This window comes from Paenibacillus sp. SEL1 (assembly GCF_054602535.1).
Genome location: NZ_CM137723.1, coordinates 1,814,809 through 1,840,387, shown reverse-complemented (window position 1 = coordinate 1,840,387; position 25,579 = coordinate 1,814,809). Strand labels below are relative to the sequence as shown.

24 protein-coding genes, 1 pseudogene and 1 riboswitch are annotated in these 25,579 nt (G+C 48.0%); of the genes and pseudogenes, 22 read left to right on the top strand and 3 right to left on the bottom strand.

Features of this window, described 5'->3' with window-relative positions; genetic code table 11:
* Nucleotides 1-50 precede the first annotated feature (50 nt).
* The 16 genes from ACYCSE_RS08435 to ACYCSE_RS08360 all read left to right on the top strand — a co-directional run bounded on the left by ACYCSE_RS08435 (nt 51) and on the right by ACYCSE_RS08360 (nt 17,197).
* The gene (locus ACYCSE_RS08435; RefSeq protein WP_459702018.1) at nt 51-668 is read left to right on the top strand and encodes a xanthine phosphoribosyltransferase; all 618 of its coding nucleotides are present in this window, start codon (nt 51-53) and stop codon (nt 666-668) included.
* Nucleotides 662-1,969, top strand: coding sequence for a nucleobase:cation symporter-2 family protein (locus tag ACYCSE_RS08430; protein ID WP_459702017.1), 1,308 nt, complete (start codon nt 662-664; stop codon nt 1,967-1,969). Before ACYCSE_RS08435 ends, ACYCSE_RS08430 begins: the two co-directional genes overlap by 7 nt.
* A gap of 754 nt (nt 1,970-2,723) precedes the next feature.
* Nucleotides 2,724-2,927, top strand: a riboswitch (cobalamin riboswitch).
* A gap of 217 nt (nt 2,928-3,144) precedes the next feature.
* The gene (locus tag ACYCSE_RS08425; RefSeq protein ID WP_459702015.1) at nt 3,145-4,725 is read left to right on the top strand and encodes an ABC transporter substrate-binding protein; all 1,581 of its coding nucleotides are present in this window, start codon (nt 3,145-3,147) and stop codon (nt 4,723-4,725) included.
* Nucleotides 4,726-4,740: 15 nt separating this feature from the next.
* On the top strand, nt 4,741-5,670 hold the full coding sequence (nikB, locus tag ACYCSE_RS08420; protein WP_039271928.1) for a nickel ABC transporter permease: 930 nt from the start codon (nt 4,741-4,743) through the stop codon (nt 5,668-5,670).
* A 14-nt stretch (nt 5,671-5,684) separates the two neighbouring features.
* Complete coding sequence (locus ACYCSE_RS08415) at nt 5,685-6,500, top strand: ABC transporter permease (RefSeq protein ID WP_459702014.1); 816 nt, start codon at nt 5,685-5,687, stop codon at nt 6,498-6,500.
* Nucleotides 6,500-7,417 carry an ATP-binding cassette domain-containing protein gene (locus ACYCSE_RS08410; protein ID WP_459702013.1) on the top strand — a complete coding sequence of 306 codons (918 nt, stop codon included), beginning with the start codon at nt 6,500-6,502 and terminating at the stop codon, nt 7,415-7,417. Before ACYCSE_RS08415 ends, ACYCSE_RS08410 begins: the two co-directional genes overlap by 1 nt.
* The gene (locus ACYCSE_RS08405; protein ID WP_459702012.1) at nt 7,414-8,190 is read left to right on the top strand and encodes an ABC transporter ATP-binding protein; all 777 of its coding nucleotides are present in this window, start codon (nt 7,414-7,416) and stop codon (nt 8,188-8,190) included. The genes ACYCSE_RS08410 and ACYCSE_RS08405 overlap by 4 nt, the downstream gene beginning before the upstream one ends.
* A 143-nt stretch (nt 8,191-8,333) precedes the next feature.
* Nucleotides 8,334-9,959: a nickel ABC transporter substrate-binding protein gene (gene nikA, locus ACYCSE_RS08400; RefSeq protein ID WP_459702011.1), complete on the top strand. Its 1,626-nt coding sequence runs from the start codon at nt 8,334-8,336 to the stop codon at nt 9,957-9,959.
* 46 nt (nt 9,960-10,005) lie between these two features.
* Nucleotides 10,006-10,950: a nickel ABC transporter permease subunit NikB gene (gene nikB / locus ACYCSE_RS08395; protein WP_165178117.1), complete on the top strand. Its 945-nt coding sequence runs from the start codon at nt 10,006-10,008 to the stop codon at nt 10,948-10,950.
* A complete protein-coding gene (gene nikC / locus ACYCSE_RS08390; RefSeq protein WP_459702492.1) occupies nt 10,950-11,780 on the top strand; it encodes a nickel ABC transporter permease subunit NikC in 831 nt (276 codons plus the stop codon). The genes nikB (ACYCSE_RS08395) and nikC overlap by 1 nt, the downstream gene beginning before the upstream one ends.
* 20 nt (nt 11,781-11,800) lie before the next feature.
* Nucleotides 11,801-12,625, top strand: a complete 825-nt coding sequence (locus ACYCSE_RS08385; protein WP_459702009.1) for an ABC transporter ATP-binding protein — start codon at nt 11,801-11,803, stop codon at nt 12,623-12,625.
* Nucleotides 12,626-12,663: 38 nt separating this feature from the next.
* On the top strand, nt 12,664-13,473 hold the full coding sequence (gene nikE / locus ACYCSE_RS08380; protein WP_039271913.1) for a nickel import ATP-binding protein NikE: 810 nt from the start codon (nt 12,664-12,666) through the stop codon (nt 13,471-13,473).
* 142 nt (nt 13,474-13,615) lie between these two features.
* Nucleotides 13,616-14,425: a transporter substrate-binding domain-containing protein gene (locus tag ACYCSE_RS08375; protein WP_061829538.1), complete on the top strand. Its 810-nt coding sequence runs from the start codon at nt 13,616-13,618 to the stop codon at nt 14,423-14,425.
* Nucleotides 14,426-14,455: 30 nt separating this feature from the next.
* Entirely contained in the window at nt 14,456-15,172 is a 717-nt protein-coding gene (locus ACYCSE_RS08370; protein WP_459702008.1) for an amino acid ABC transporter permease, read from the top strand.
* A 4-nt stretch (nt 15,173-15,176) separates the two neighbouring features.
* A complete protein-coding gene (locus ACYCSE_RS08365) occupies nt 15,177-15,944 on the top strand; it encodes an amino acid ABC transporter ATP-binding protein (RefSeq protein WP_459702007.1) in 768 nt (255 codons plus the stop codon).
* 236 nt (nt 15,945-16,180) lie between these two features.
* The gene (locus tag ACYCSE_RS08360) at nt 16,181-17,197 is read left to right on the top strand and encodes an asparaginase (RefSeq protein WP_459702005.1); all 1,017 of its coding nucleotides are present in this window, start codon (nt 16,181-16,183) and stop codon (nt 17,195-17,197) included.
* A gap of 47 nt (nt 17,198-17,244) precedes the next feature.
* On the opposite strand, the pseudogene ACYCSE_RS08355 reads toward ACYCSE_RS08360, so the two are convergent.
* Nucleotides 17,245-17,995 (bottom strand): annotated as a pseudogene (locus ACYCSE_RS08355) (Gfo/Idh/MocA family protein).
* A gap of 165 nt (nt 17,996-18,160) precedes the next feature.
* On the opposite strand from ACYCSE_RS08355, the gene ACYCSE_RS08350 reads away from it, so the two are divergent.
* The gene (locus ACYCSE_RS08350) at nt 18,161-18,772 is read left to right on the top strand and encodes a helix-turn-helix transcriptional regulator (RefSeq protein WP_459702004.1); all 612 of its coding nucleotides are present in this window, start codon (nt 18,161-18,163) and stop codon (nt 18,770-18,772) included.
* On the opposite strand, the gene ACYCSE_RS08345 is transcribed toward ACYCSE_RS08350, so the two are convergent.
* Nucleotides 18,696-18,941, bottom strand: coding sequence for a DUF6953 family protein (locus ACYCSE_RS08345; RefSeq protein ID WP_013312611.1), 246 nt, complete (start codon nt 18,939-18,941; stop codon nt 18,696-18,698). The genes ACYCSE_RS08350 and ACYCSE_RS08345 overlap by 77 nt on opposite strands.
* 213 nt (nt 18,942-19,154) lie before the next feature.
* Here ACYCSE_RS08345 and ACYCSE_RS08340 point away from each other — a divergent pair, with 213 nt between their 5' ends.
* Entirely contained in the window at nt 19,155-20,555 is a 1,401-nt protein-coding gene (locus tag ACYCSE_RS08340; protein WP_459702003.1) for a transcriptional regulator, read from the top strand.
* Nucleotides 20,556-20,765: 210 nt separating this feature from the next.
* On the opposite strand, the gene ACYCSE_RS08335 is transcribed toward ACYCSE_RS08340, so the two are convergent.
* Nucleotides 20,766-22,502 carry an ABC transporter substrate-binding protein gene (locus ACYCSE_RS08335; protein ID WP_459702002.1) on the bottom strand — a complete coding sequence of 579 codons (1,737 nt, stop codon included), beginning with the start codon at nt 22,500-22,502 and terminating at the stop codon, nt 20,766-20,768.
* A gap of 147 nt (nt 22,503-22,649) precedes the next feature.
* Between ACYCSE_RS08335 and ACYCSE_RS08330 the strand changes: the two genes are divergently transcribed.
* The 4 genes from ACYCSE_RS08330 to ACYCSE_RS08315 all read left to right on the top strand — a co-directional run bounded on the left by ACYCSE_RS08330 (nt 22,650) and on the right by ACYCSE_RS08315 (nt 25,573).
* The gene (locus tag ACYCSE_RS08330) at nt 22,650-24,236 is read left to right on the top strand and encodes a DUF4153 domain-containing protein (protein ID WP_459702001.1); all 1,587 of its coding nucleotides are present in this window, start codon (nt 22,650-22,652) and stop codon (nt 24,234-24,236) included.
* Between the two features lie 13 nt (nt 24,237-24,249).
* Nucleotides 24,250-24,816: a hypothetical protein gene (locus tag ACYCSE_RS08325; RefSeq protein ID WP_160788297.1), complete on the top strand. Its 567-nt coding sequence runs from the start codon at nt 24,250-24,252 to the stop codon at nt 24,814-24,816.
* Between the two features lie 9 nt (nt 24,817-24,825).
* Nucleotides 24,826-24,975, top strand: coding sequence for a hypothetical protein (locus ACYCSE_RS08320; protein ID WP_172828237.1), 150 nt, complete (start codon nt 24,826-24,828; stop codon nt 24,973-24,975).
* Nucleotides 24,976-25,135: 160 nt separating this feature from the next.
* A complete protein-coding gene (locus ACYCSE_RS08315; protein WP_069012257.1) occupies nt 25,136-25,573 on the top strand; it encodes a hypothetical protein in 438 nt (145 codons plus the stop codon).
* Nucleotides 25,574-25,579 lie beyond the last annotated feature (6 nt).

Sequence of the window (25,579 nt, the reverse complement as noted above, 5' to 3'; positions counted from 1 at the left end):
TTGGCAGGTTTTATACTATTTTAAAGTACAGAAGGAGCGATACTCGCATAATGAAAGCTTTGGAGGAACGTATTCGTCAAGAGGGACAAATTTTATCTGACACCGTATTAAAGGTAGATTCATTTTTGAATCATCAGGTAGATACAGCATTAGCATTGGAGATTGGTAAGGAGTTTGCACGCCTTTTCGGCAGTGCTCCGATCACCAAGGTACTTACCATTGAAGCTAGTGGTATTCAATTTGCTATGGCTACTGCTATTGCCTTGGGGGTCCCGTTCATTTATGCGAAGAAAAAGAAGGCAATCACGCTGAATGAGCAGGTATACTTCGCAGAGGTTCATTCGTTCACTCGGCAGGAAACCTATCAGGTGAGCATTTCCCAAAAATATCTCGATGCTAGCGACCATGTGCTGATCGTGGATGATTTTCTGGCTACTGGCGCAGCCTTGGTCGGACTTACGGATATTGTGAAGGAGGCAGGAGCGGAGCTGGCCGGGGTTGGCTGTGTGATTGAGAAGAGCTTCCAGGAAGGCCGTGGACTGTTGGAGCAAAGAGGCGTTGCCGTCCGTTCTCTTGCGCGTATCGCTTCCATGGCACCAGGCGAGGTTCATTTTATAGAGGAAGCTGGCGCGGTGATTCCTCCCGTTAAGGAGAATGTGGGATGTTAAGTAAACAAAAGTTATTCGCGCTGGGTTTCCAGCATGTCATGGCCATGTACGCCGGAGCAATTGCTGTACCTCTAATTGTAGGGGGAGCATTGCACCTGACACCAGCCCAGATGGCTTATTTGGTGGCTGCCGATTTGTTCACTTGCGGGATTGCTACGTTATTACAGATTATGGGAACACGCTTTTTCGGTAGTAGACTGCCTGTCATTTTAGGCTGTACGTTTACGGCAGTAGGGCCCATTATCGCAATTGCTTCGACCTCAAATTTAGCGACAGCGTACGGTGCCATCATTTTGTCCGGTATATTTGTGGTATTAGCGGCACCGTTGTATGGCAAGTTGCTACGCTTTTTCCCGACGGTCGTTACGGGTTCGGTCGTTACGATTATCGGTCTATCTCTTATTCCGGTGGCGATGAACAATGTAGCAGGGGGCCAGGACAGCGCGGATTTTGGACAGCCACGTAATTTGCTGTTGGCGTTAGTTACACTACTGGTTATCCTGCTTGTGAATCGGTTGGCAAAAGGCTTTTTGCGCTCGATTTCCGTGCTTATTGGTCTGTTCGCGGGTACGGTGGTTGCTTATGGAATGGGAATGGTGCATTTTGCTCCCGTGGCGGAAGCCTCATGGGTGAGTGTCGCGCAGCCGTTTTATTTTGGTAAGCCAGAGTTTAGCATGATGGCAGTATGTACGATGATTATCGTCAATATTGTCAGTATGGTTGAGTCTACAGGCGTTTATCTGGCAGTAGGCAAAGCGATTGATCAGAAGGTGGAACAGAAGCAGATCGTCAATGGTCTACGTTCCGAAGGACTCGCGATTATGCTTGGGGGTATTTTTAATGCGTTTCCTTATACAGCTTTCTCGCAAAATGTTGGCCTGATCTCACTCACACGCGTCAAATCGCGGAACGTTATTTTTGCTGCGGGCGGGATCATGGTTGTTCTTGGTTTGCTGCCTAAGCTGGCTGCCTTAACGACAGTGATTCCTAACGCTGTGCTGGGCGGGGCGATGATCGTCATGTTTGGCTCGGTTGCTGCATCAGGCATGTCTATTTTGTCAGAAGTGGATCTGCGGAAGGAAAGCAATCTGCTGATCGCAGCATGCAGTATTGCCGTGGGCCTAGGCTCTGCCGTTCTGCCACAAATGTTCGACCAGCTGCCGAGCTTTGCCAAAATGCTGCTGCAAAATGGGATCGTTTCGGGTTCGATTACAGCGATTGTCTTGAACATTGTTTTGACGAGAAAACAAGGGGAATCGGTCAAAAGCGTGACGGTTTCGGAGGTTCCACAGAAGGTTTGATGATTAGGAATAAATAAAGATAGCCGGAGAGAGGACGTATGCCTCTTTTCCGGCTTTTTGGCATGGAGTTATCCAGATAGTAGATACCCTTGCCGTGTGGGGACATATAGATAAAGCTTCGGGATGAAATGGGTAGCTCTAATTTGGTGCGTTTTCCAGTTTATGCGCTAGAAGAATTTGCTAGAGTGGTAGGAAGGGGCATGGTATAATCCAAATTATGGATTTTGAATAGTGGTGGATGTTTTCGGACCACGGTGCAGCTTCCCGAAAGGGGGTGAAGCCGATGGTCAACCTTGTGTCGTGCTACGATGTGTTGCGTTGGATGGTTACGTTACTAAGCCTGGTGTTTAGTATTCGTAAACTTTATCGCTGGCTACGTCGGAAATTTCGGACAAGCGAAAACCCACCGCGTAATTAGGTTAGGCGCCTAACGGTGGGTTTCGTTTGCATTAACATTTAGTTGTGCAGCGCGCCGTGGTGGTGATCCACAGCCTTTCAAGTCCTAAGAGTCTTTGCCGTTGGCGCGGCGAAGGCTCTTTTTAGTATACGGACACGGTGGTTTACTCTATACCTAATTTTAGCACGTTCATTTCGTGCACGCAATGAATAGCCATTACCTTCATTCTCGCCATATTGTTCAAATTTAAATTATTGTGCAGCCTTTATTGACAAGCCTGTGACAACAAAATAAGATCGTAATGGAAAGAAATAAAGGAAGAAAACAGGTGTGAGCCGGACGACTCTATGTACGGGGTTTTGTTGAGACCATGTGGATAGTTGTTGAGCGTGTTCACTTAAAAGGGAAGTTCGGTTGATTCCGACACGGGCCCGCCACTGTATACAGGCATCAGCAGGATACTGCTGGAGCTTTCAGAACAGCCACTGGAACTGTGAAGAACCGGGAAGGCCTGAAAGATACGCTTGGAGTCAGGAGACCTGCCTGTTTTGACATCACTGTCAGACCCACGGGATGCTGGGGAGGTGGTTAGGCGTGCTGCATACGGAATGTCTGAAACCGATCTGATCCCTTCTATGTTTTTGGAGTTGGCTTCGAGGTGTGTTTTGACATTTTATAATGAAAGCATTTCTGACTGCTGATCAAGTGGTCTGGAATGCTTTTTTCGCCTTTTGCGTTAGGTTTATATGATTTTACAAGATAGAGGGGGATTCATCGAATGATTAGCAATCGTAGCAGGCGCTCATGGTTGATATGTACAGGGGTGATGCTGTTACTGGCAGTTATGGCTCTTTCGGGATGTACTAGCAATAAGACGTCGAATAGCTCCGGCAAAGATGAGAACGCGTCAGCACAACAAACAGCGACAGGTAAAAAGCTGGTAATGGCGTATACATGGAAACCGTCAGGTGTTGACCCGCACGGAGATAATAGCTGGGATGTGATGCGATCCGGTGCAGGTGAGACACTGGTACGTTTGAATGAAAAGCTGGAGCCTGTGGCTTGGCTGGCAAAGGAGTGGAAGCAGGATAGTCCTACAGTTTGGACGTTCAGCTTGCAGGATAAAGTCACTTTTCATAATGGAAAGAGTATGGATGCAGCAAGTGTAAAAGCATCTTTGCTACGCTCTATCGAGAAAAGCCATCTGGCGAAGGATTTACTGAATGTGAAGTCCATTGATGTAAGCGGCCCGCTGGCCTTAAAGATCACGACAAACCAGCCGAATGCGGCGTTGGTGTCCAATCTAGCTGATCCATCGACGATTGTACTGGATGTGACATCGATGAAAGATGAGCAGAGTTACCCAGCGATGACAGGCGCCTTTAAAATCAAAGCGTTCAACAAGGACCAATCCTTGATCGTAGAGCGTTATGACGGATATTGGGGCGAGAAGGCACGATTGGCTGAAGCGACGATGAAGTTCATTACGGACGGGAATTCGCGCCTGATGGCGCTGCAATCCGGCGAGGTGGATGTAGCGACGGATATTCCGGTTGATAACGCAGAGGTACTGAAAAAGAACGACAAGCTACAGGTGCTGTCGGCTCCCTCCTTGCGCACCCATATGCTCGTGTATAATATGGAATCCCCAGTATTCAAGGATGCGGCGAACCGTAAGGTGGTGGACAGCCTGATTCCACGCACATCGATTGTGAGCGCCGTCATGAGGGGCTTCGGTACGGAAGCAAGCAGTCCGTTCCCGAGCATTCTTCCCTTCGGTAAAGTTGAGCGTAAAGCGCTGGACGGAACGGCGGATCAGCTGTTAACGAAGGATGGCTGGCAGAAGGACGCCCAAGGGACATGGACTAAGCAAGGCAAGCCGTTCGAGGTTACGCTGCTGACTTTTCCTCAGCGTCCAGAGCTCTCTGTTATGGCTGAGGTCATCCAAAGCCAATTGCTGAAAGAGGGAATCCAGGTCAAGATTCGCAAGGTGGAAAATATCGACGAGGCGTTGACCAAAAACGATTGGGATTTTGCTATGTACAGTATGCTTACTGCTCATACAGGAGAGCCACAATATTTTATGGACATGTTTTATTCTTCGCAAAGCGAAGCCAATGTAAGCCGTTATAGTTCCAAACCGCTGCAGAGTATTCTTAACAGCTTGAAGCTGGCGAAGGATACAGCGCAGCGTAATGCTGTGACACTACAAGCGCTGGATATCATCAATACGGATTTGCCACAGTCCTTCATTGTGCATCCTGACAATGTGTTTGGTGTGAAAAAAGGGGTAGAGGGTTTTACACCCCATCCGATCGAGTATTACTACATTACAGCGCAATCCGATATTGCGGAATAACGAGCGGCGTATCCTATGATTCGTTTTATACTGGAACGTGTGGCGCAGCTGCTCATCATTGTATTTGTTGTATCCACGCTGACTTTTGTACTGATGCGGCTGGCTCCTGGAGACCCTGCTACCATTTTGCTCACCGCGCATAATGTCCCTGCCTCTGAGGAGGCGTTGACGACGCTACGGCAGGAACTAGGCTTAAACGAACCGTTTCATATTCAATATGTGAACTGGCTGCGGGATGTGTTCACAGGGCATTGGGGCACCTCGTATGTATCCAAGGAATCCGTGCTAGCCGAACTGTGGAACAGACTGCCTGCTACTGTGGAGCTAGCTGCTGCGGGCTTTGCCGTCATGACGGTGCTTACGCTGGGGTTGGGGCTGGCTGCCTCTCTAAAAATTAGCGGCCCATTGGATCGTCTGGGCAGGCTATTCGCCCTGCTGGGATCGTCGATCCCCTCTTTTTGGCTTGGTTTTCTGTTGATCTATCTATTCTCCGTTCGCTTGGGCTGGCTCCCATCCATGGGAAGGGAGGATTGGACACATTTAGTGCTCCCAGCGCTGACTCTTGGCGCAGGTTTGGGAGCTGTGCAAGCCCGTGTACTACGCGCTCAAATGCTGGAGCTGGGTGACCGGAATTTTGTGAAAGCAGCGAAGGCTCGAGGCTTTTCCCGTATGCATATCCTGTTTTTTGAGATATTTAAGCATGCGGTTCTGCCTATAATTACACTGCTAGGTACCAATCTATCATTTATGCTGGCAGGTAATGTCATCGTAGAGACCATTTTTTCATGGCCGGGGTTGGGCAAGTACTTTATAGATGCAATTACACAGCGAGATTATCCGGTGATTCAGGGGTATGTTATTTTCGCCGTATTTTTAATTGTAGGAGTTCAGTGTTTGGTGGATGTGGTCCAGACGGCGATAGATCCGAGGCTGCGTTTGCGTTAAGGGGGAAGCTGAAAATGAAAAAGATACGGCTTTCCTTTCAAGGGAGCTTGCTGGCAGGAGGCGTACTGTTTGGTCTGATCGTGCTGCTTGGGTTATTAGCTCCATGGGTCGCTCCTCATGATCCTCTTCAAGTGGATCTTTTGAACCGTCTGGCACCACCCAGTCGGAAATATCCTTTCGGTACGGATCATCTGGGTCGGGATGTAATGTCAAGGCTAATTTACGGGATTCGGATGAGCGTGCTAATCGCATGTGCAATTACTGTAGCTACGTTATGCTTCAGTCTGCCTATAGGGTTGCTCATTGGTTATGTGCGCGGACGCGTGGATCAGCTGATCATGCGGGGAATCGACGGCGTACTGGCTTTTCCTGATATTATTTTAACGGTGGCAATTGTGGGCATTTTGGGTCCAGGTTTTGTTAACATGACCCTTGCGATTATTGCGGTACGGTGGGCGGTCTATGTCCGGTATATCCGTAGTCTGGTTCAAAAAGCCTGTCAGGAGGACTACGTTCGATATGCCCGTTTATCCGGCAATTCACACGTACGTATACTGAGCCGTTATGTATTGCCACAAGCGTTGCCGCAGTTGTTGGTTTATGCGGTATGGGATATCGGACGCGTGGTGCTGATGATCGCTGGGCTGTCCTTTCTTGGATTGGGTGTACAGCCGCCTAAGCCAGAGTGGGGCGTGATGCTGCATGATGCAACCTCGTATTTTCAGGTGGCCCCGCATGTCATGATTTTCCCGGGCTTGGCGATTATGCTGTTCGTACTTGCCTGCCAGCTTTTGGGCGACCGCTTTTCGGAAAAGGGGGCGGACAAATAGTGGAGGATCAAACAGCCCTTGGGTGCAAGGATACGATAGAACAAGTGGCAGGGCGAAGACCGTTGTTACACGTGGAACATTTGGAAATCTGCCGCACAGGCGTAGGAGCAAGCGGAAGCGGGGGCAAACTACTGCTGCGTGATGTGAGCTTTTCCATATATTCAGGGGAGATTGTGGCCCTGACCGGACCGAGTGGATGCGGCAAGAGCCTGACCGCACACGCAATCGCAGGCATGCTGGAACCAGGTATTAATGTTACGCAAGGGCGTATCTATTATAACGGGGAAGACATCCTCCCGTTCCAGGAACGGCGCTGGCAAAGGCTGCGCCGAGAGGATATTGCCCTGCTCATTCAACAGTCGCTGAGCGGGTTGAACCCGATCCGGACTGTCCGCGCCCAGCTGATGGATACGCTTAGACTGCACGGGCGGCGTCGGATGCCGCATGACCAGATGGAGCCGGGGCACGCTGATGCTGTCGCATCCCACACTGCACCGCAGCAAGTCCACCCACTGGGCGTGCTGCCACGGATGGGGCAGATGCTGAGCCGTGCCACGGAGATAGCCAGAGGAGGCGCTACTCCAGTGCGGGAGGCCTATTTGCGCTCTCTGCTCCGCAAGGTTGGATTTGCAAATCCTGAGCATATTTTGTCGTCATATCCTTTTGAACTAAGCGGAGGCATGTGTCAAAGGGTGCTGCTGGCTGCAATGTTAAGCTCCGGTCCGAGCCTCTTTATTGCCGACGAGCCTACTACGGCGTTGGATGTTATCAACCGCGACAAGATTCTGGCATTGTTGCAACAATTGAGAGAAGACTTTGATCTCACCATATTGTTGATTTCACATGATCGCCAGGGTATGAGCCGCATAGCAGATCGAGTGTTGGAGATGGGTCCGGAAGGAAGGATGAACCAGTGATGCTGGAATTGAAGAATGTGACCAAAGCATACCCTGTCCGCAAACGGAGAAAAGGTTGGTTCAGCACGCAAGATAGCGAGCAGGCCGTGAAGAAGGTGAGTCTGGAGTTACAACAGGGGGAATGTCTCGGACTGGTTGGAGAAAGTGGAAGTGGCAAAAGCACGTTGGCACAATGTATTCTAGGGCTGGAGTCGTTGACCTCAGGAGAGATTTGGCTGGATGACCAGCCCATTCACACCGGAAGGGTGAAGGATATCCATCTGTACAAACGAATCCAACTGGTCGCACAGGATTCGTCTTCCTCGCTCCATCCTCGCATGACCATACGAGATATTTTGGAGGAGCCAATCCACAACTATTTTCCCGGACGAAAAACGCAAGCACTCGATATTTGCCAGTCTTTACTGGAATCTGTGGGGCTGGACACGGAATGTCTGGAAAAATACCCAACACAACTAAGTGGCGGGCAAAAACAGCGGGTATGTATTGCCCGAGCGTTGGCGGTGGAGCCGGATATTATCTTGTTCGATGAATCGATCGCCAATCTGGATACGACAACGCAGTCTTCTGTACTGGACATGCTCAAAAGAATGCAGATGGAACGTCAGTTGTCCTACCTATTCATCACTCACGATCTCCAATCTACTCGTCAGTTTTGTGACCGCGTTGCCGTTATGGTTCAGGGGGAGATCGTGGAAATATTTAAGGAATGGGATGAAGACTTGTTACAGCATGAGTACACGCGTGCTCTGTTTCAAACGTTGGCGAATTAAGCCATAAATTTAATATTCTACAAATTTAAAAATAAATAAGAGGACGGCTTGTCGAATGTTGTTGACAAAATAGAACGTGGTACCTATTCTAAATATGATTATGATAATCATTATCACATATATAGAAAAGGGGAAATACATTGATGTCCGTTCGACACCGCAAGACTGCCACCCTTATGTTGGTGGCGCTCCTCTTATTATCCGTTGTTTTGGGCTGCGCGAAGCAGGAGAACACGCCTGCATCCACCTCAACTGACGGAGCTGCCAATGAAAAGTCGATCACGCTATCGTGGCCGCGTGACATTGGTACGATGAATCCTCACGTATATAATCCTTCCCAACTTTTTGCACAATCTATGATTTATGAGCCGTTAGTCAGCTACAAGCAAGGAGGTAAGCTGGAGCCTGCTTTGGCTGAATCCTGGACTATATCCAAGGACGGCAAAATATATACGTTTAAGCTACGCAAAGGTGTGAAATTTTCGGATGGAACGCTATTTAATGCGGGCATTGTCAAAAAGAACTTTGACGCTATTATGAAAAATGAGAAGACGCACAGCTGGCTTGGTATAGTAGGCGTTCTCGACAAAACTGAAGCTGTAGATGACAGCACCTTCCGAATGACACTCAAAGAACCATACTACCCAGTGCTTCAGGATTTGTCTGTCGTTCGCCCGTTCCGTTTTCTGGGTGAAGCGGGGTTCCCGGATGATGGAGATACGTCCAAAGGAATCAAGAAACCTGTAGGTACAGGACCTTGGATGCTGGATGAATACAAGCAAGATGAATATGCAACCTTTAAGCGTAATCCAAATTATTGGGGCACTGCACCAAAGGTGGATAAAATTACGGTAAAAATCATTCCCGATGGCGAAACCCGTGTAATGGCCTTTGAAAAAGGCGATCTGGATCTGATTTATGGAGAGGGTGTCATTAGTCTGGATGCTTTCAAACAGCTTCGCGACACGAATCAGTATGTTACCACGCTGTCCGAGCCTGTTGGTACAAGAAGCCTGTTACTCAACTCATCCAATCCCAAGCTGGCAGACCTTCGGGTACGTCTGGCACTCCAGCATGGCTTTAACAAGCAGGCAATGGTGGAAGGTGTAACCTCGGGGCTGGAGGAAACAGCGGACACGGTTTTATCCAAAAACTATCCGTATACGAATGTAAACTTACAGCCTGTTGGCTATGATGTGGAAAAATCCAAAGCGTTGCTGGATGAGGCTGGCTGGAAGCTGCCCGCAGGGGGTACAGTACGCGAAAAAGACGGACAACAGCTAGATTTTGAGCTGATTTTCGATAAAACCGATCCGATCCAAAAGGCGATGGCTGAAACCATTCAGGCTGAATGGGGAGAACTGGGTGTCAAAGTGAACCTGACCGGACTGGAGCTGACGGTTCAAATTAAGCGTCTTAGATCCAACCAGTTTGATCTGTACTTCTGGTACAACTATGGTGCGCCTTATGATCCGCATTCCTTTATTAATGTTATTGCTAAGAAGAGCTTCGGAATTTCCGAGGTGCTGAGCGCCCTTCCGATGAAGAAAGACCTGGATCAGCAAGTACACGAAGCGCTCTCATCGACAAATGAAACCAAGCGCCAAGAGCTGTATGCTTCGATTCTGAAGACGCTCCAGGAGCAATCTGCCATTGTGCCTATCTCGTATATTAAGAAAACGGCAGTGTACCAGAAAAAGATTACAAACTTTGTATTCCCGGCTAATCGGGATGAAAATCCGTTTGAGGGAATTGAAATCGGAAAGTAGCTGAAGCCGATGGGTAACGGTAGTTTACAGGATAGGAGGACAACTCATGATCAGCTATATCGGGAAGCGAATGGTAGCGGTCATTCCTATTGTTCTCTTTGCCACCCTCGTTACCTTTGCACTCATTCATATTTCACCAGTTGATCCGGCCGAGGCCTATTTGACGGCTGCTCATATTTACCCTACTCCAGAGATTCTGGAGCAGAAAAGACATGAGTTCGGGCTGGATCAGCCTTTGCTGACGCAGTATATGCATACACTTCAAAGAATCAGTCAATTGGACTTTGGTACTTCGTATCTAACCAACAAGCCGGTGTGGGATGAGGTCAAGGTTCGGCTGCCCGCCACTTTTGAATTGGCTGTGAGCAGTATGTTGCTATCTATTGTGGTAAGTATTCCGCTGGGCGTGCTGGCGGCGATGCGTAAAAATGGCTGGATCGACCTGCTTAGTCGAGGAATTTCATATTTTGGCGCGTCTATACCCCAGTTCTGGCTGGGATATTTGTTAATCTTCTTTTTCTCTGTCCGATTGGATTGGCTCCCTGTGGAGGGGCGAGGAACGTGGCAGCATCTGGTGTTGCCCACGTTGACCCTGTCGCTGGTTCTGATTGCTTTATATACGCGCCTGCTGCGTTCCAGTGTGTTGGAGCAGCTTCAGGAAACGTATGTGCAGTATGCCAGAACTAGAGGAATTCGTGAGCGGGTGATCATGCTCAAGCATGTACTGAAAATTGCCATTGCTCCACTGATTACAAGTATGGGTATGAATCTGGGCAAGCTTCTGACCGGAACAATTATTGTGGAGCAGGTGTTTTCATGGCCCGGGTTTGGCCGTTATTTTGTGGAAGCGATTTTTAACCGGGATATTCCCGTCATACAATGCTATGTGTTTTTGGCGGCATGCCTGTTCATCGTATGCAATTTGCTCGTTGATCTAGTGCATTTGTATATGGACCCCCGAATTTCATCGAAGGGACGAGCAGAGCAGTGATGATAAGGTTGCGTACAATGTTCAAAAGTCAAAAGGTAATCGTGGTCTGCTCTGTCGTACTGGCTGCTCTTTTTATCATTATGGCGCTAGCTCCTTGGCTGGCTCCCCATGATCCGGTTAAAGTCAATTTACTGCACAAGCTGGAGGGACCTTCGAAAGAATACTGGCTGGGGACCGATCATTTGGGTCGATGCAATTTATCCCGGTTGCTGTATGGAGCGCGGATTTCCCTCGGCTTTGCGACATTAATTTTCCTGTCCTCGCTTAGTATCGGCGTTGTGATCGGGTCGCTTGCAGGTTATGTGGGTGGCTGGGTCGATAGTGTGTTGATGCGGTTTTGCGAAGGTATTATGGCGTTTCCGAATTTGGTGCTTGTGCTGGGCATTGTCGGTATTTTTGGGCCGGGCCTCATGCAGGTGCTGCTTGCTTTAATGATGGTGCAGTGGGTGTATTATGCCAGAATGTGCCGCAATATGGTCGTCAGTCTGAAAGAACGGAATTTTATAGCTGCCGCAAGGATTAGCGGGTCCTCCTCAGGGGCCATTATCCGCCGGCATATCATTCCAAATGTACTAAGGCCGATTGTGGTCATTGGTACGCTGGAAATGGGCTGGGCGATCATGGATATTTCTGCGTTGTCTTTCCTCGGTTTGGGCATCCAACCGCCGACTCCCGAATGGGGAGCGATGATTCATGAGGGAACGGGATACATCCGCAGTCACCCGGAATTAATGATCTATCCGGGGGTTATGATTCTGGTGGTGGTGATGGCCTTCAATATATTGGGGGAGGCGCTGTCCGACCGATACAGAATTGCCAAACGTCAGTAAAACAGGAGTGAGTTACAACGATGGACGACAGGGCGAAGGTGCTGGAGGTCAGCGGCTTACAGGTGAAGCTCAAAACCGATGCCGGGGGGGTATCTCTGCTGGAGCCAACTCATTTTGAGCTGAAAAGGGGACAAGTTCTGGGTCTTGTCGGTGAGAGTGGAAGCGGCAAAACGGTGACTTGTAAAGCGTTGCTCCAACTGCTGGATCGCCAGACGATGGACGTGGAAGGTAGTGTCCGTCTGAACGGGCGTGAACTGAACGGAATGGCGGCCGAGGAAATGCGGCGTATTCGGGGCAAGGAAATCGCATTTATAATGCAAAATCCGATGAGCGCCTTTACGCCAGTGTATACGATCGGAGCTCAGTTTATGGAAACGGTCCGCACGCACACCGGATTAACCAAACGACAGGCCCGTGATCTTGCCATAACGGCTCTGGAAAATATGAATTTGCCCGATCCAGCCAAGCTGATGAAGCGTTATTCGTTTCAGTTGAGCGGCGGGATGCTGCAACGGGTCATGATTGCCATTTCCATGTGCCTGCGGCCAGCAGTGGTTATTGCGGATGAACCAACGACGGCGCTTGATGTGGTCAATCAGCTACAGGTGCTAAGAGAGCTGGATCGCTTGCGTACGGAATACAATACGTCTATTTTGCTGATCTCGCATGATCTGGGCGTCATTTCCCAATTGGCGGATGAAGTGGCTGTCATGCAGCAGGGTCGTATTGTTGAGCAGGCTGAGGTCCATCAGTTGTTCGATCACCCGCAGAATGAATATACCAAAATGCTGCTACAAGTCAGACCCAAGTTGTCCATTCGGGGCATGAATCAGGTAGGTGGTTAGTCGCCTGTTCGACAGTTACACTTTCAAAAGGGGAGCGAATGCGTATGCTACAAGTGAAGAAAGTAACTCATAGCTATGGAAGGCGCAAATGGCTGGGCCGTTCTGAACCACGCCCCCCTGTGTTGGCTAACGTTTCACTTACTATAGAGAGTGGGTTTTGCCTAGGCTTACTTGGAACCAGTGGAGCCGGTAAAAGCACGCTGGGCAAGGTTATTCTGGGGCTGGAGAAGCCGCAGGAGGGTCAGGTGCTGTTCCAGGGACAGGACATTTATAATGCGAGCCCTCAAGTCCGCAGGGGAATGCGACGGGATATGCAGGTCGTATTTCAGGACTGCTACTCTGCTGTAAACCCCCGAATGACCGCCGGGCAGATTATTGGGGAGCCATTGGACAATTACGAACGGTTATCGGTGCAGGAACAAAAAAGAACGGTCGAAAGCCTACTGGAACGGGTCGGCCTCAAGCCAGAGGATCGGATTAAATATCCGCATCAGTTCAGTGGCGGACAATTGCAGCGGATCAATATTGCACGGGCGATTGCGCTCAAACCAAAGCTGATCGTGCTGGATGAGTCCGTCAGCAGCCTCGATATGGTTCACCAGATGCATATTTTATCCCTGCTGGGAGAACTGAAATCTTCGTTTGGATTGTCATATCTGTTCATCACGCATGATATTCGGGCAGCTTATGCTGTCTGCGATGGCATTGCTGTGATGGAGCAGGGGAGACTGATCGAGCGCTGTGATGAGAAGGATCAGATTTTTGAATCTGCTCATCCGGCTGTACGACGGTTGATCTCGTCCATTTTGCCGGAACATCCAGCAGAGCGTTTTCCGCTTCATGGATGACATTGGACCCGCAAGGGTCCTTTTTTGTGCAACATATAGCTAAATAATCAATATGAAATTTACTTGTTGTATTATTTGAATAACCCGTTATAATATAAAATCATAGTAAATTACTTGGATATTAAAAAGGGGATGTCATAATATGAAGAAATCTGCTTTGGTAGCAGCGATTGGTCTATCTCTTGTGTTATTAACGGGTGCCTTGAGTGGATGTTCCTCGAAGGATGCGGCATCGGGGGATAAGGTAATCTATGTCGGCACACAAAATGACTACCCACCGTTTGCTTTTATGAATGATAAAAACGAGCTGACTGGATACGATGTGGAAGTAGTCAAGGAGATCGACAAGAAGCTGGACGGTTATAAGATTGAATTTGTACCTTCGGGCTGGGATGCGATATTCCTTGCACTAGATTCAAATAAAGTTCAGATGATCGCCGATGAAGTTGCCAAAAATCCCGAACGTGAGAAGAAGTATTTGTTCTCGGATGAGTCCTATTTCTCGGCTCAGTCGGTTATTATTGTGAAAAAGGGTAGAACGGATATTCATTCCCTCAAGGATTTGGAGGGCAAGAAGGTAGCGGCCTCGGTAGGCGACTCCTACACACAGTTGCTGGAACAGTATAATGCGGAGAACGGAAATAAAATTATTTTGAAATACAATGATACAGGTACTTCGTCCGATAACCTTCAAGACGTGCAAAATGGCCGAGTGGACGCTTATGTGAATGATCCGGTTATGGCGGCGGCAACAATCAAGAAGGAAGGCTTGCAGGTGGAAGCTGTGGGTGAGCCGGTGCAAAGCGATAACATCAACCTGGTGTTCAAAAAGGATAAGCAGGGCGAAGAGCTGAAAGCTAAAATCGACCCGATTATTAAAGAGCTGAAAGCGGACGGAACACTGAAAAAATTGTCTGAACAGTGGACAGGTGGAGAATTTATTCCTCAGTAATAACAATGTAAAGGGTAAAGTGGGGTTCCTATGGAAAAGCTGTTTGATCTTGATTATATGCTGAAAAGCCTTCCCCAGATCGTCGAGTATCTCCCCGTGACCTTATGGATTGCGTTTGTGTCCATGCTGCTGGGTGGGATCATCGGGTTAGCTACGGCCTTAATCCGGATATACAAGGTGCCTGTCTTGGCGCCATTGTCTACGTTGTATGTCTCGTACATTCGGGGAACACCGCTCATTGTGCAGCTGTTTCTCGTATATTATGGAATACCCAAGTTTCTGTATTATTTCCAGAGCGAATATGGATTCTTACAGCAATTCAATGTCTATGTCATTCCGCCCGAGCTGTTTGCGTTGCTCTCATTTTCATTGAACCTCGGGGGATATTTGTCGGAGACGTTCCGGGCGGCGATTCATTCAGTCGACCGGGGACAATTTGAGGCTGCCAATTCCATCGGTATGAGCCAAACACAAATTATGATCAAAATTGTATTGCCGCAGGCGTTGACGGTCGCTTTGCCCAATTTGGGAAACACGCTGATCAGTACGGTGAAGGATACGTCTTTTATTTTTATGATCGGTGTCGTCGATATGATGGGACAGGCTAAAATCATGGGCGCGCGAGCGTTGGCTTTTTTTGAGGTATATGTTGCGGTATCTCTGATTTACTGGTTGGTGTGCATTATTATTGAGCGCGGGCTTGTCGTGCTGGAGAAGCGTATTCGAATTTACGAAAGAAGTGAGTAAGGGTATGATTCAACTTCATCAAATTCATAAGCATTTTGGACAGCATCACGTGTTGAAGGGCATAGACCTAACGGTAGGCAAGGGAGAAGTCGTAGTGATCCTGGGCCCAAGCGGATCGGGGAAGTCCACGCTGCTGCGCAGCATTAATTTTTTGGAACAGCCGACCAGTGGTGTTATTGAAATTGACGGTGTAAAGGTCGATGCCGCCAAGGCGGGAAAAAAGGACATTCTCGGACTACGGATGGCAACGGCAATGGTATTTCAGCAATATCAGTTGTTTAAAAATTTGAATGCACTCCACAATGTGATGATTGGTCTGACCAGTGTGAAAAAGCTGGATCGTAAGCAGGCGAGAGAGATCAGTGAAAGCATTCTGGAAAAGGTCGGGTTAAAGGATCGTATGACTTATTATCCTGCCCAGCTTTCGGGTGGACAGCAGCAGCGAGTTGCGATTGCCCGTGCTTTAGCACTAAATCCACAGGTGTTGTTGTTCGATGAACCGACATCCTCACTTGATCCTGAATTGGTGGATGAAGTGCTGTCCGTGATTCAAAAGGTGGCGAGTGAAGGCAATACGATGATTATTGTCACACATGAGCTTGGTTTTGCGAGAGATGTAGCGGATCGGGTTGTACTAATGGAGCATGGCGTGATCGTGGAGCAGGGACCCGTCGAGCAGTTTTTCACCAATCCGAAGGAAGAACGGACACGGCAGTTTCTGGGCAAAGCGTTGGTACAGAGAGCGCCACAGGAGCAGCCTGTATCCCCATAAGAAGTACGTGGATGGGTTATAGGTATGTGGTGCAGCGCTGTAGAGTTATTGCACCTATAGTAAAAAGCACGTTAGACAAGTCGCAGGAGGAAGGAAAGCCCGCGCTTGTTTGTCGTGCTTTTTTTGGCCCCTCATATCCCAAATTCTTTTCCATTGCAAAGTAGCTTATCACACTTATTCATGATAAATTCTAAGAACAATACAGTGAAGATGTAATCGGGAAGGAACATTGGCATATGAAAAAGGTTTTGTTCATTAATACCGGAGGGACCATTTCTTCCTCCTATCAGGAAAGCGGCCTGACACCGACCCAATCGGCTGAAAATATTTTGGCGGAAATTCCGGAGCTGAAGGAGATCTGCGAGATTGATGCCCATAATCTGATGAGCATTGATAGCACAAATACACAACCTGAGGATTGGGCTTCTATCGCCCGGATGGTACATCGTTCGCTCGATCAATACGACGGTATTGTCATTGCACACGGCACGGATACGATGGCTTATACGGCTTCAGCCTTGAGCTTCATGCTGGGAACCGTAGACAAGCCCGTCGTCGTGACAGGTTCGCAGGTTTCCATTTTGGCGGAGCACAGCGATTCCAAAAAAAATGTAATCGACTCATTCCTGACCGCATGTGGCGAGGTGGCCGGGGTTTTTGTTGTGTTTAACGGCAAAATTATTAACGGCAGCCGCAGCTCGAAGATCAGAACACGCAGCTATAATGCTTTTGAGAGTATTAACTATCCGTATATCGGACTCGTGGAGAACGGTAAGGTGATCTATACGGAGGGCGTATTTGCAAATCGCGGTACCGCTCGTCACCCATACAACGACGGGTATGCTTCGGAGGTATTTCTGCTCAGGCTGATTCCGGGTACGAATCCGGCGATTTTCGATGCCATTCAGGGCTTGGGCTATAAAGGTATCGTCATTGAGGGCTTTGGTATGGGTGGCGTTCCTTTTAAAGAAAGAAGCCTGATCAGCAAAATCGAGGAGCTGATGAAGGACGGTATGAGTATTGTCGTGACTACTCAATGTCCTTATGAGGGCGGGGATTTGACGATTTACGAAGTGGGGCAAAAGGTACTGGAGAAGGGCGTTATTCCGGGGTATGACATGACAACGGAAGCGCTGGTGACGAAAATGATGTGGGCGTTGGGGCAGACGACCGACCCGGCAGGGGTAGCCAAGATTATGGCAACGAACTACGCGGACGAAGTTTCCTTGCCTGCGGATACAGCTTCCTTATAGGAAGCTGATTTCCCTAGATAAGAACAGGCATAAGAAAAAATACGGGGTTAACGCTGGGTTTGCCCCAGTCTGCTTTTAATCTCAACAGCCACTTTCAGCGCTTGTACAGCCGATTCCAGTGAAATCAGGTTTTCCGAATGTCCGCCAAAGCATTCAAGTGCATGATCCAAACTTTTTTCATATGGATTGGCAGATTCGAGGTTGATTTTTTGCTGTCCTGATGCGGTGTACTCATATAATGCGGTAGGTATAAGATCGTTTTCGTCGCTTTCATGAAATACCAGCTTGGCCTTTCATGAACTGAGTAGGAATGGAGCTTAGTCCAAGATCCCCCCACAGAGGAGGCGTTTCTCTTTTCAAAGATAAGGAGATGAGCTTCCCGTATTTCTGTTGGCGGTATGCCTCATACAGATAGGTATAGGCGGGATCAAACTTAATGAACTGGTTGACCAGAATCTTTTTGCTATATTGCTTCTCAGCTTGTTGCATAAGAAGAGCGTCTTCGAGATCAAAGCAAACCGGTGTTTCACAAAATACATGCTTACCGTGCTTCAGCGCATCCACGGCATAGGACCTATGCAGCTGGGAGGGCAGGCATAGATCGACGATATCCACGTGTGGGTCCAGCAGAATATCCTCTATATTTTGTGTGACTTCTACGTTTAGCTCCTCTTTCAGCTTTTGCAGCTTGGTTTCGTTCCTTCCAAATACCATGATTCTGTTTACTTTGGGATGGTTGTTTAACAGTGAGGCATGATACGCGCCGAATCCCGTCCCCAATATTCCAATATTCATCATCCATTACACCCCTTTACTTCTATGATACACACCTATTACTGCCAACAGGGTGTCAACAATCGTTGCATCATCTTTTCAATTCGGGTTAACCATCTATTGTGGAGGTATGATTGTGAGACTGCATCGTTTAATCGCGATTTTATTATGTATCAATCTAGAGGGAGAATGAAGGCCAAAGAATTGGCGTTGGCACTGGAAACCTCTGTACGCTCTATTTACAGGGACATCGATCTCCTGGCTGAAGCCGGCGTTCCGATTGTTACCGCATCCGGCCCGAAGGGCGGAATTTATTTAATGGAGGGTTATACGGCGAACTTGAAACAGTTGAATGGCGGGGATGTTATTCAGTTGTATTTAACAGGGATGGGCATTTATACAGGCGGGCCCACGGAATCGGGTTTGAAGTTAAAGAATGCTCTGCTCAAACTGGAACAGACGATGCCAGACCCGTATCAGTCCGATATTAAGAAAGCCAAAGCGCGGTTTTATTTTGATGATACGCCGTGGTGGACGGAACGTATAGCCATTCCTTGTCTTGAGGCCGTGAGAACTGCAGTGTGGGGGTCACATAAAATAACCATTCAATATGAGAAAGCTGACGGAATCTGTTCTTCCCGTCATGTGCATCCCTATGGACTTGTGGTGAAAAAAGGAGATAAATTATTAAAAAAACACCTGCCTAGGGCAGATGCTTTGCTTGTTAAGTCCAGGCCCAGAGAAATCCGTCACGATCCCAGGCAATTCTGCCACCATGAAGCTTGCGGAATGCCTTTTTGATTTCTTTTTCCAGAGATACATGACCATGCTCGCTTATAAACACATACTGCTCTCCATACTCAGAGCGTACATATGCAATTGCATCTTCTTGTTTCAGGGTGCCCACTTCACGGATCTGCGCGACCATCCATTGTGCAATCTCTTGTTCTGTTGTAGGGGTGTTGTCCATTTGTCGTATCCTTTCCTGCGTACCGATTGGGTGTAGCTGTTCGGCTCACCTCCCCGTAGTATACGGCAATTCGGAGAATTATTGAATTTTTTGATATAAATTTACTTGAGCGGTTGGCTAAGTGGTCTTTCTTTTGTATAATTAAGGGAATATTCACGGGAATTTTCTTTTTTTGTATTGTAATCATGCAAGTAATCCCTGGGGGTGCCTGATTTGAAGGAAACAACCACAATTCGCGCAGAGCTGGAGCAGTACATCAGACGAGAAGGAATTACGATTAGTAAGTTTGGGGAGAACACAGGTATTAATGCAGGAACGATCAGTGCCATTATTAACGGTAATCGTCCGATTGCGATGCTGCTATTGGATCGGATTGGTGCAGGCATGGGGCTTGAAGAAGGGAGCCTCTATGAGTTATACATTGATGAATTTATACGGAATACGGCACCGAATTGGCGACGGGTTCGTCCCTTTTTGCATCGCTGTGCAGAGCTGAACAAACTGGATTGTATTAAGCAAGTCGTGGAGTTTATGATGGACTATCTCATATACGCCCCAGCTTTGTTTGAGACAGCAGAAGAATTATTCAGTGAAGGTAAGCTTGAGGCTGCGGCAATTATTTATAAAAATGTTTCCGAAAGTGAGAAGTACCAACATTCAGAGCGTCTGGCGCTCTGCCAATATCGTTTATTTACGATTGCCGTTGGCGATGACCAGGACGAAAATTTATGGGCAGCCACACACTTCGAAAGCTTTGTGGACCGACTGGGTGAAGCAGACCAACTGGATGCCTTAAGAGACCTGGCTAATACCTATGCCTCCTTGCGGCGTTGGGATAAAGTAGAATGGTTTGCTGAAAAAATGGCTCAAAAAGCCAAGGTACAATACGAGCAAAAATACGGAAATACCAGAAGACCGGAGCGTGGCAAGGAACCCAAGGGTCCTTTGTTTATGTATATTGTATACTCTTACGTGTTGCGTGCCGGGGTGTGGGATGAGCGCGGGGATTATCAGAAGGCGCTGGAGTATGTATCGCTATACTCTGATTTGAGCTGGGTGCAAGAGGATACGGAAGAAGCTCGGCGTTTGAAGGCCCTTTGTAGCAACTGGGCTGAGGCCAACGGGTATTTGTATCAGTTGATGTCAGGCAGCTTGGATGTGATTCCACAATATGTGGATTATTTGGAAAAAAACGAAGGCGAAATTCTGGTGGGGTTGCATAAAATTATGGTAGCGGCCAACCGTTATGATTTTAATGTGGATCATGTACTGCAACGTTTTGAAAAACAAATTGAGGCATTTGCAGATCAGCATGTCAAGGTAGGCACCTATACGGAGCAAATGTCAGCAGATCTTTATGCACGATTTTTGGCAGAGATGGCTTGTTATGATCTCAACAAACACCGTTATACCAAAGGCATGAAATTCTTGCTTGAGAGTCTTTCCTATTCTGTAGTGCTGAATGGTAATCCTGTCACCATTAAATGTGTAGGACTATTTGAAAAGTATCGGCATACTGCCACTTCTGAGGACAAAGAGGAATATAAAAACTTACTTGGAGAGGTAGAGTACATCCATGATAAAAAAGATCGTTTTTTCTCTGCTCGCATTTAATGTTTTTGTCCTATTGAATTTTTCACCCGTTACCCCCCCTCTGGAAGATCCTAGCGACGTCCACAGTCATGGGTTGGGGGGATGGGCTTTTTCATCCCTTGAACCATCCGCTTAGAGGATCTAGAAAGCGGCATTCAAAAAGGTATTCTCTTATGAAGAAGAGGATACCTTTTTTTGATGTGAAGTGCATTTGAAGGAGCACTTTTGCCGTCAAGAGTGGGGAGCTGGAAGTTGAGCAGGTGGAAACCAGACATGACGTAGATCCACCCAGCCCTGACTGTTAAAAGATACGCCACGCACAGAAGGGAGATAGGCCGTCTGAACGGGCTTTTCATATAAAATATGCAGCTGGTGCTCATCCATGAGCCGAGTTTCGATATGTTCGAATTGCTGCGCCCTAACAGTATGATCGGCCTCCCGTGCAATTTCACGCAGCAGTCTTTCGATATCCACACGGCTATGAGGCTCCACATGCCCAGATACATTGAGATACAAGTCAAACAGGCGTAATTGCTCATCACGGTCACGAAAGAGAGAAAAGATGATTAAGTCTGACTCCATACGGATAGATGAGCTTTTGAATTCATTCATAGATGCGGCCACGATGTTACAGGTATACCCACAGGATTCGAGCTGAGCCGCAACCCGGTCTGCGTCCGCTTTATACTCGGGAATGGTAGCAATTTGCAGCGCCGCCAGTGGTTCATAAGAATCGTTAGGTGAATCCACTGCTGGAGGAAGGGAGCGATGATCCAGACATGCTACAATGCGGGCACGTATTTCTGGATTGCGTAGCGGTCCATCCTTGTGTGTATTACATGTGATAAATTTGCGTACCGAAGCCGCCGAGTGAATCTGGCTCCATGCGGTATCCGTATCTCCCGCCGATACGGGATTATGGATAATGTGAAAAGAAGAAGCGGTGTCTTCCGTATCCGACGATTCCAGCTTAGTCGCCCATGGGAGTTGGACAATTTCCACTCGGTCCAGATGAGCCCGGCCTTGAAAATAAGGTGCGAAAGCCTCCAGTGTACACAGGCTTTCGTTCATTTCCGTGACTTTGAATGCCCCTGTACCGACAGGGCGGATGCCAAAGGCGGCTTCACCCACCTGATTAAGCTCACGCGGCACAATCGCAGCCCGGCTGGTACACAGGAAGGATAGAAACAGCTCGTTTGGCTCCTTTAGTACGAAGCGTACCATCGTCGGACTTAACGCCTGAACGTGCTGAATTTGCCGGACGATAAAATGGTAAAGTCTCCTTCCCGGCGCCCGACTCAGTCGCTCAAAGGTATAGACGACGTCTTCAGCGGTCAGTATTTTTCCGTTATGAAACAACACTTCTTTACGCAGGAAGAAGGTCCACTGTGTACGAGTGGTGTCCACCTCCCAAGCGTGCGCCAATCCCGGCAAAATCTCGCCGCTTTCGTTCGCCCGGCGGGCCAGACCATCAAAGACGTGGCTGGATACGAAGGACTCGGCGAGCCAGTTCAAATACAACGGGTCCAGCGTATAGAGCTGCTGGCGAATAGGCAGACGCAGCGTGTCGATCTGCTGCTGATCACTGCGCACCTCTGCGTGATGCCCAAAATAATTTAGCAACCAGCCTTGCAAATGCTCCTGCATGGTGGAGGAGCGTGAATGAACTCGAATTTCATCCAGCGCGCGTTTGATATCATGGCGGTCTATGGCTTGCATCATGGATTGCACGGCAATGTCTTCCGGTTGAATGAGGAAGCGCAGACTGGAGCGACGACCTCTGCCTCGGCGGGGAGTCCATTGTATCCAGTCATGCTGCTCCATTTTCTGAATGATCATCAGGGCGTTGCGGTGAGTACAGTCAAAAATAGCCGCAAGCTCATCCAGCGTCGTCTCTATGGTATGGTTATCGTCCTTGTCGTCAGCTGCGTGGGAGTGAAGCCGTAAAAATTGGGCATGGAGTTTCATTCAAGGTTGCTCCGTTTCCCCTATATTTGATTAAAAGCGTCGTCACTTTTATAAAATAGGAAATTTTGTTTGAATTAATTTCTCTTTATCTTCTTATTTTATCATCTACAATAAGGGTTATAAAGCATATTTGTGGAGGTATTTACCATGCATGACAAGATGAATGGAACGTCTTTGCCGAAAACGTCGTTTCTGTCCGCCTTTGCTGGCGCAATTGTGTTGGCGCTGGTTCATCAATATCTGTTTTACGGACATGGGCTGGGCGTGTCTATGCCAATTTTTGTTATTGGGTTTTACGCCTATATGTATGCCTTTAATCGAGATCGTTTCCAGTCCAGATCATGGATAGGGCGTTTGCTGTTTGTGATCATTATGATGCTGGCATTGACATACGCGCTGTTCAATAATCCGGTCCTATACGTGTTAAATGCGCTGGCGATACCTGCTCTGATTAGCGTACACATGGTGCTGCTGTTTGGGGAGAAAAGGCATAGCTGGTCAGAACCCGGTATTATTGGTCAGGCGTTAAGCCATTGGTTTTATCAAAACTTTCGTCATATCGTGACCCCCTTTCGGATGGTCAAGACAGTAGCTCTTCGGAATGTAAAGGATGAGCGTAAGCGTGTATTGGGTAAAGTGATGATTGGTTTACTTATTGCCTTGCCGCTACTGTTCATTATCATATCTTTGCTGGCTTCGGCGGATGGGATGTTCGAAAAGTTGTTAGCTGGAGTACCCGAATGGATCGGAACGCTGTCCTTTGGGAGTGGCATGCTGCGGCTGATCTGGACCTGCTTTTTCACCTTCTGTTTCTTCTGTTATTTGTGGGGATTTGTACAGCCTGCTCCGCGTAATACGCAGAGAGAGACCCAATCATGGCACGGGTTAAATGAGCGCACGAATGGCCAAACCACCGAGTATGATGGTCACTCTTCAGTGATGATTGACCGACCAACGGTGCCTTACCACGAGCCGGTCGCGATTAAATTTGACCCTGTCATTACCGCTACGGTGCTGATTGTCATGAATCTGGTGTATGTTGTATTCGTCGTGTTGCAGTTCGGATATTTGTTTGGTGCATGGGAAGGTGCTCTGCCCGAAGGAACCTCGTATGCCGAATATGCGAGAAGAGGATTCGGGGAGCTGGTTATGGTAACAGGTATCAACTTTGTGCTGATGATCAGTGTATTGAAGTGGACTGAATTTGGCTCAGGTATAGTGCAAAAAATGAACAGTGGCCTGCTGTACATACTCGTGGGTTGTTCGGGTGTGATGCTGTATTCGGGATATACCCGGCTGGTTATGTACGAAGAAGCATACGGCTATACGTACACCCGCTATTTGGTACACGCGTTTATGATTTTTCTGGGCTTGCTACTGCTTATTGCAGCAATGCGCATTCATTTCCGTCAACTGCCGTTGGCGAAATATTATATTGTACTCGCTCTGGTCGCCTATGTCGTCGTGAACTATGTGGGCATTGATATACGGATTGCTGAAAATAATCTCGAACGGTATCGCACGACATCGGTGATAGATAAGGAATATTTGAGTGAGCTATCGGCGGACGCGATTCCGCTGCTGATTGACTTTAGTCGTAAGGAACATGGATCACTAGATGAGTTTTTACAAGCCCGTTTGACGAGCATGACGAGAGAAGAATCGGCTTGGCCTGAATTCAATTGGGCAAAGTATCGAGCGCAACGGGAATTGCACGACTATATTTTGGAATGAGAGGTGTTTGGGAATGATCGGAACAGAAACGGCACAGGGTATGGTACTGGAGCTACAGGATGAAATGTCACAGTATCAGCATCAGTTTGGTGTAAGACGGAACGATTTTCTCGTGGAGGCTATGTCTTACGGAATGAGTGAGGAGGAAGCTCGGTCTTATGCTATCCAGAGTATCGGTCCGGTCGTTCCCGTCGCCTATATGCCTACGTTGGCTCCCGGTAAAATCCGACCACTCAGTCCAATGCTGGCAGCGCGGTACCGATATGCGGGAGATTGGAAGGATATCGACGAGCATCTGCTCCTACCTGATGAAGTCCTGCGGATCGCAGGTACAGAGCAGTTCCGCAGCTGGATCAGCGATATGCGGAATTACTGGGTGGAATCGGCTCCATACCGATTCGGGGATGATCGTCTTTCGCTGCTATCGGTTGCGAGCGAGGAAGAGGGTCACTTTTCCATGCTCGTCTGGAAGGAGCCCGGTGAAGAGCCAGAAGTATGGACGTATGCCTTGCAGCATGAATACCGATTCAGTCATCTGCTCCATTGGTTCAAGTGGCTGAACGGGCGCAGTGAAGAATGAGAGGTACAGATGATGAAAAAGAATCGTAATTGGGTCGTGCTATTTATCGGCATCGCTCTGATGATGGGGGCAGCAGACTATTTAACACAAGCTAAGCCTACGACTACTCCTGAGCTTATCGTTCCAACCGTAATCAGTGAAGAAAGCCTTCAGTTATGAGAATGAAGTGTTTTTTTGTAGTATTACGTTGTTAAAGTAAGCCGGAAATCACCCTAATAGTTGAGAGGGAATTGAGGCCAACATCAATGAATGTGGAGCCATTCAGATGTTCAAGCGACTCCGTCGTTTCCTCTACAACTTATATTCAGGGGGAATTTCAATGGCTAGAAGTGCAAGTACTTACGCATCTGTAATTGACGGTTTTAAGGTAGAAACGAACAAAAAGTATTCGCCAGTAGGTGGAACGAAGTGTAATATTTTTGCACAAGATGTGATGTCTGCGATGTCGGCTTCCCTGCCAAGTGGCTTAGCCAATCAAATGGCTGATGCTTTACTGGGCAACAATGCGCCGGGATGGTACACTGTAACCTTTCAGGATGCTCAAAAAAGAGCAAATCTCGGGTATCCTACCATCGGAATCAAAAAAGCAGATGGGCATGGTCATGTGGTCGTTGTCAGACCGAAGGGTTCATCGATCACGATTTTGAAAGAGGTACAGGTTGCACAGGCCGGGACCAAAAATTACAACAGTAATACCATTAATTATTCGTGGGTGGCAGCAGATCTGCCTGGAGTAAAATTCTACACACACGACTAATTGTAT

What these genes read in the sequence shown, in the direction of transcription:
- ACYCSE_RS08435 (WP_459702018.1), top strand. Translation starts at nt 51, where the DNA reads ATGAAAGCTTTGGAGGAACGTATTCGTCAAGAGGGACAAATTTTATCT.
- ACYCSE_RS08430 (WP_459702017.1), top strand. Translation starts at nt 662, where the DNA reads ATGTTAAGTAAACAAAAGTTATTCGCGCTGGGTTTCCAGCATGTCATG.
- ACYCSE_RS08425 (WP_459702015.1), top strand. Translation starts at nt 3,145, where the DNA reads ATGATTAGCAATCGTAGCAGGCGCTCATGGTTGATATGTACAGGGGTG.
- nikB (WP_039271928.1), top strand. Translation starts at nt 4,741, where the DNA reads ATGATTCGTTTTATACTGGAACGTGTGGCGCAGCTGCTCATCATTGTA.
- ACYCSE_RS08415 (WP_459702014.1), top strand. Translation starts at nt 5,685, where the DNA reads ATGAAAAAGATACGGCTTTCCTTTCAAGGGAGCTTGCTGGCAGGAGGC.
- nikA (WP_459702011.1), top strand. Translation starts at nt 8,334, where the DNA reads ATGTCCGTTCGACACCGCAAGACTGCCACCCTTATGTTGGTGGCGCTC.
- nikB (WP_165178117.1), top strand. Translation starts at nt 10,006, where the DNA reads ATGATCAGCTATATCGGGAAGCGAATGGTAGCGGTCATTCCTATTGTT.
- nikC (WP_459702492.1), top strand. Translation starts at nt 10,950, where the DNA reads ATGATAAGGTTGCGTACAATGTTCAAAAGTCAAAAGGTAATCGTGGTC.
- ACYCSE_RS08385 (WP_459702009.1), top strand. Translation starts at nt 11,801, where the DNA reads ATGGACGACAGGGCGAAGGTGCTGGAGGTCAGCGGCTTACAGGTGAAG.
- nikE (WP_039271913.1), top strand. Translation starts at nt 12,664, where the DNA reads ATGCGTATGCTACAAGTGAAGAAAGTAACTCATAGCTATGGAAGGCGC.
- ACYCSE_RS08375 (WP_061829538.1), top strand. Translation starts at nt 13,616, where the DNA reads ATGAAGAAATCTGCTTTGGTAGCAGCGATTGGTCTATCTCTTGTGTTA.
- ACYCSE_RS08370 (WP_459702008.1), top strand. Translation starts at nt 14,456, where the DNA reads ATGGAAAAGCTGTTTGATCTTGATTATATGCTGAAAAGCCTTCCCCAG.
- ACYCSE_RS08365 (WP_459702007.1), top strand. Translation starts at nt 15,177, where the DNA reads ATGATTCAACTTCATCAAATTCATAAGCATTTTGGACAGCATCACGTG.
- ACYCSE_RS08360 (WP_459702005.1), top strand. Translation starts at nt 16,181, where the DNA reads ATGAAAAAGGTTTTGTTCATTAATACCGGAGGGACCATTTCTTCCTCC.
- ACYCSE_RS08350 (WP_459702004.1), top strand. Translation starts at nt 18,161, where the DNA reads ATGAAGGCCAAAGAATTGGCGTTGGCACTGGAAACCTCTGTACGCTCT.
- ACYCSE_RS08345 (WP_013312611.1), bottom strand. Translation starts at nt 18,941, where the DNA reads ATGGACAACACCCCTACAACAGAACAAGAGATTGCACAATGGATGGTC.
- ACYCSE_RS08335 (WP_459702002.1), bottom strand. Translation starts at nt 22,502, where the DNA reads ATGAAACTCCATGCCCAATTTTTACGGCTTCACTCCCACGCAGCTGAC.
- ACYCSE_RS08330 (WP_459702001.1), top strand. Translation starts at nt 22,650, where the DNA reads ATGCATGACAAGATGAATGGAACGTCTTTGCCGAAAACGTCGTTTCTG.
- ACYCSE_RS08325 (WP_160788297.1), top strand. Translation starts at nt 24,250, where the DNA reads ATGATCGGAACAGAAACGGCACAGGGTATGGTACTGGAGCTACAGGAT.
- ACYCSE_RS08320 (WP_172828237.1), top strand. Translation starts at nt 24,826, where the DNA reads ATGATGAAAAAGAATCGTAATTGGGTCGTGCTATTTATCGGCATCGCT.
- ACYCSE_RS08315 (WP_069012257.1), top strand. Translation starts at nt 25,136, where the DNA reads ATGGCTAGAAGTGCAAGTACTTACGCATCTGTAATTGACGGTTTTAAG.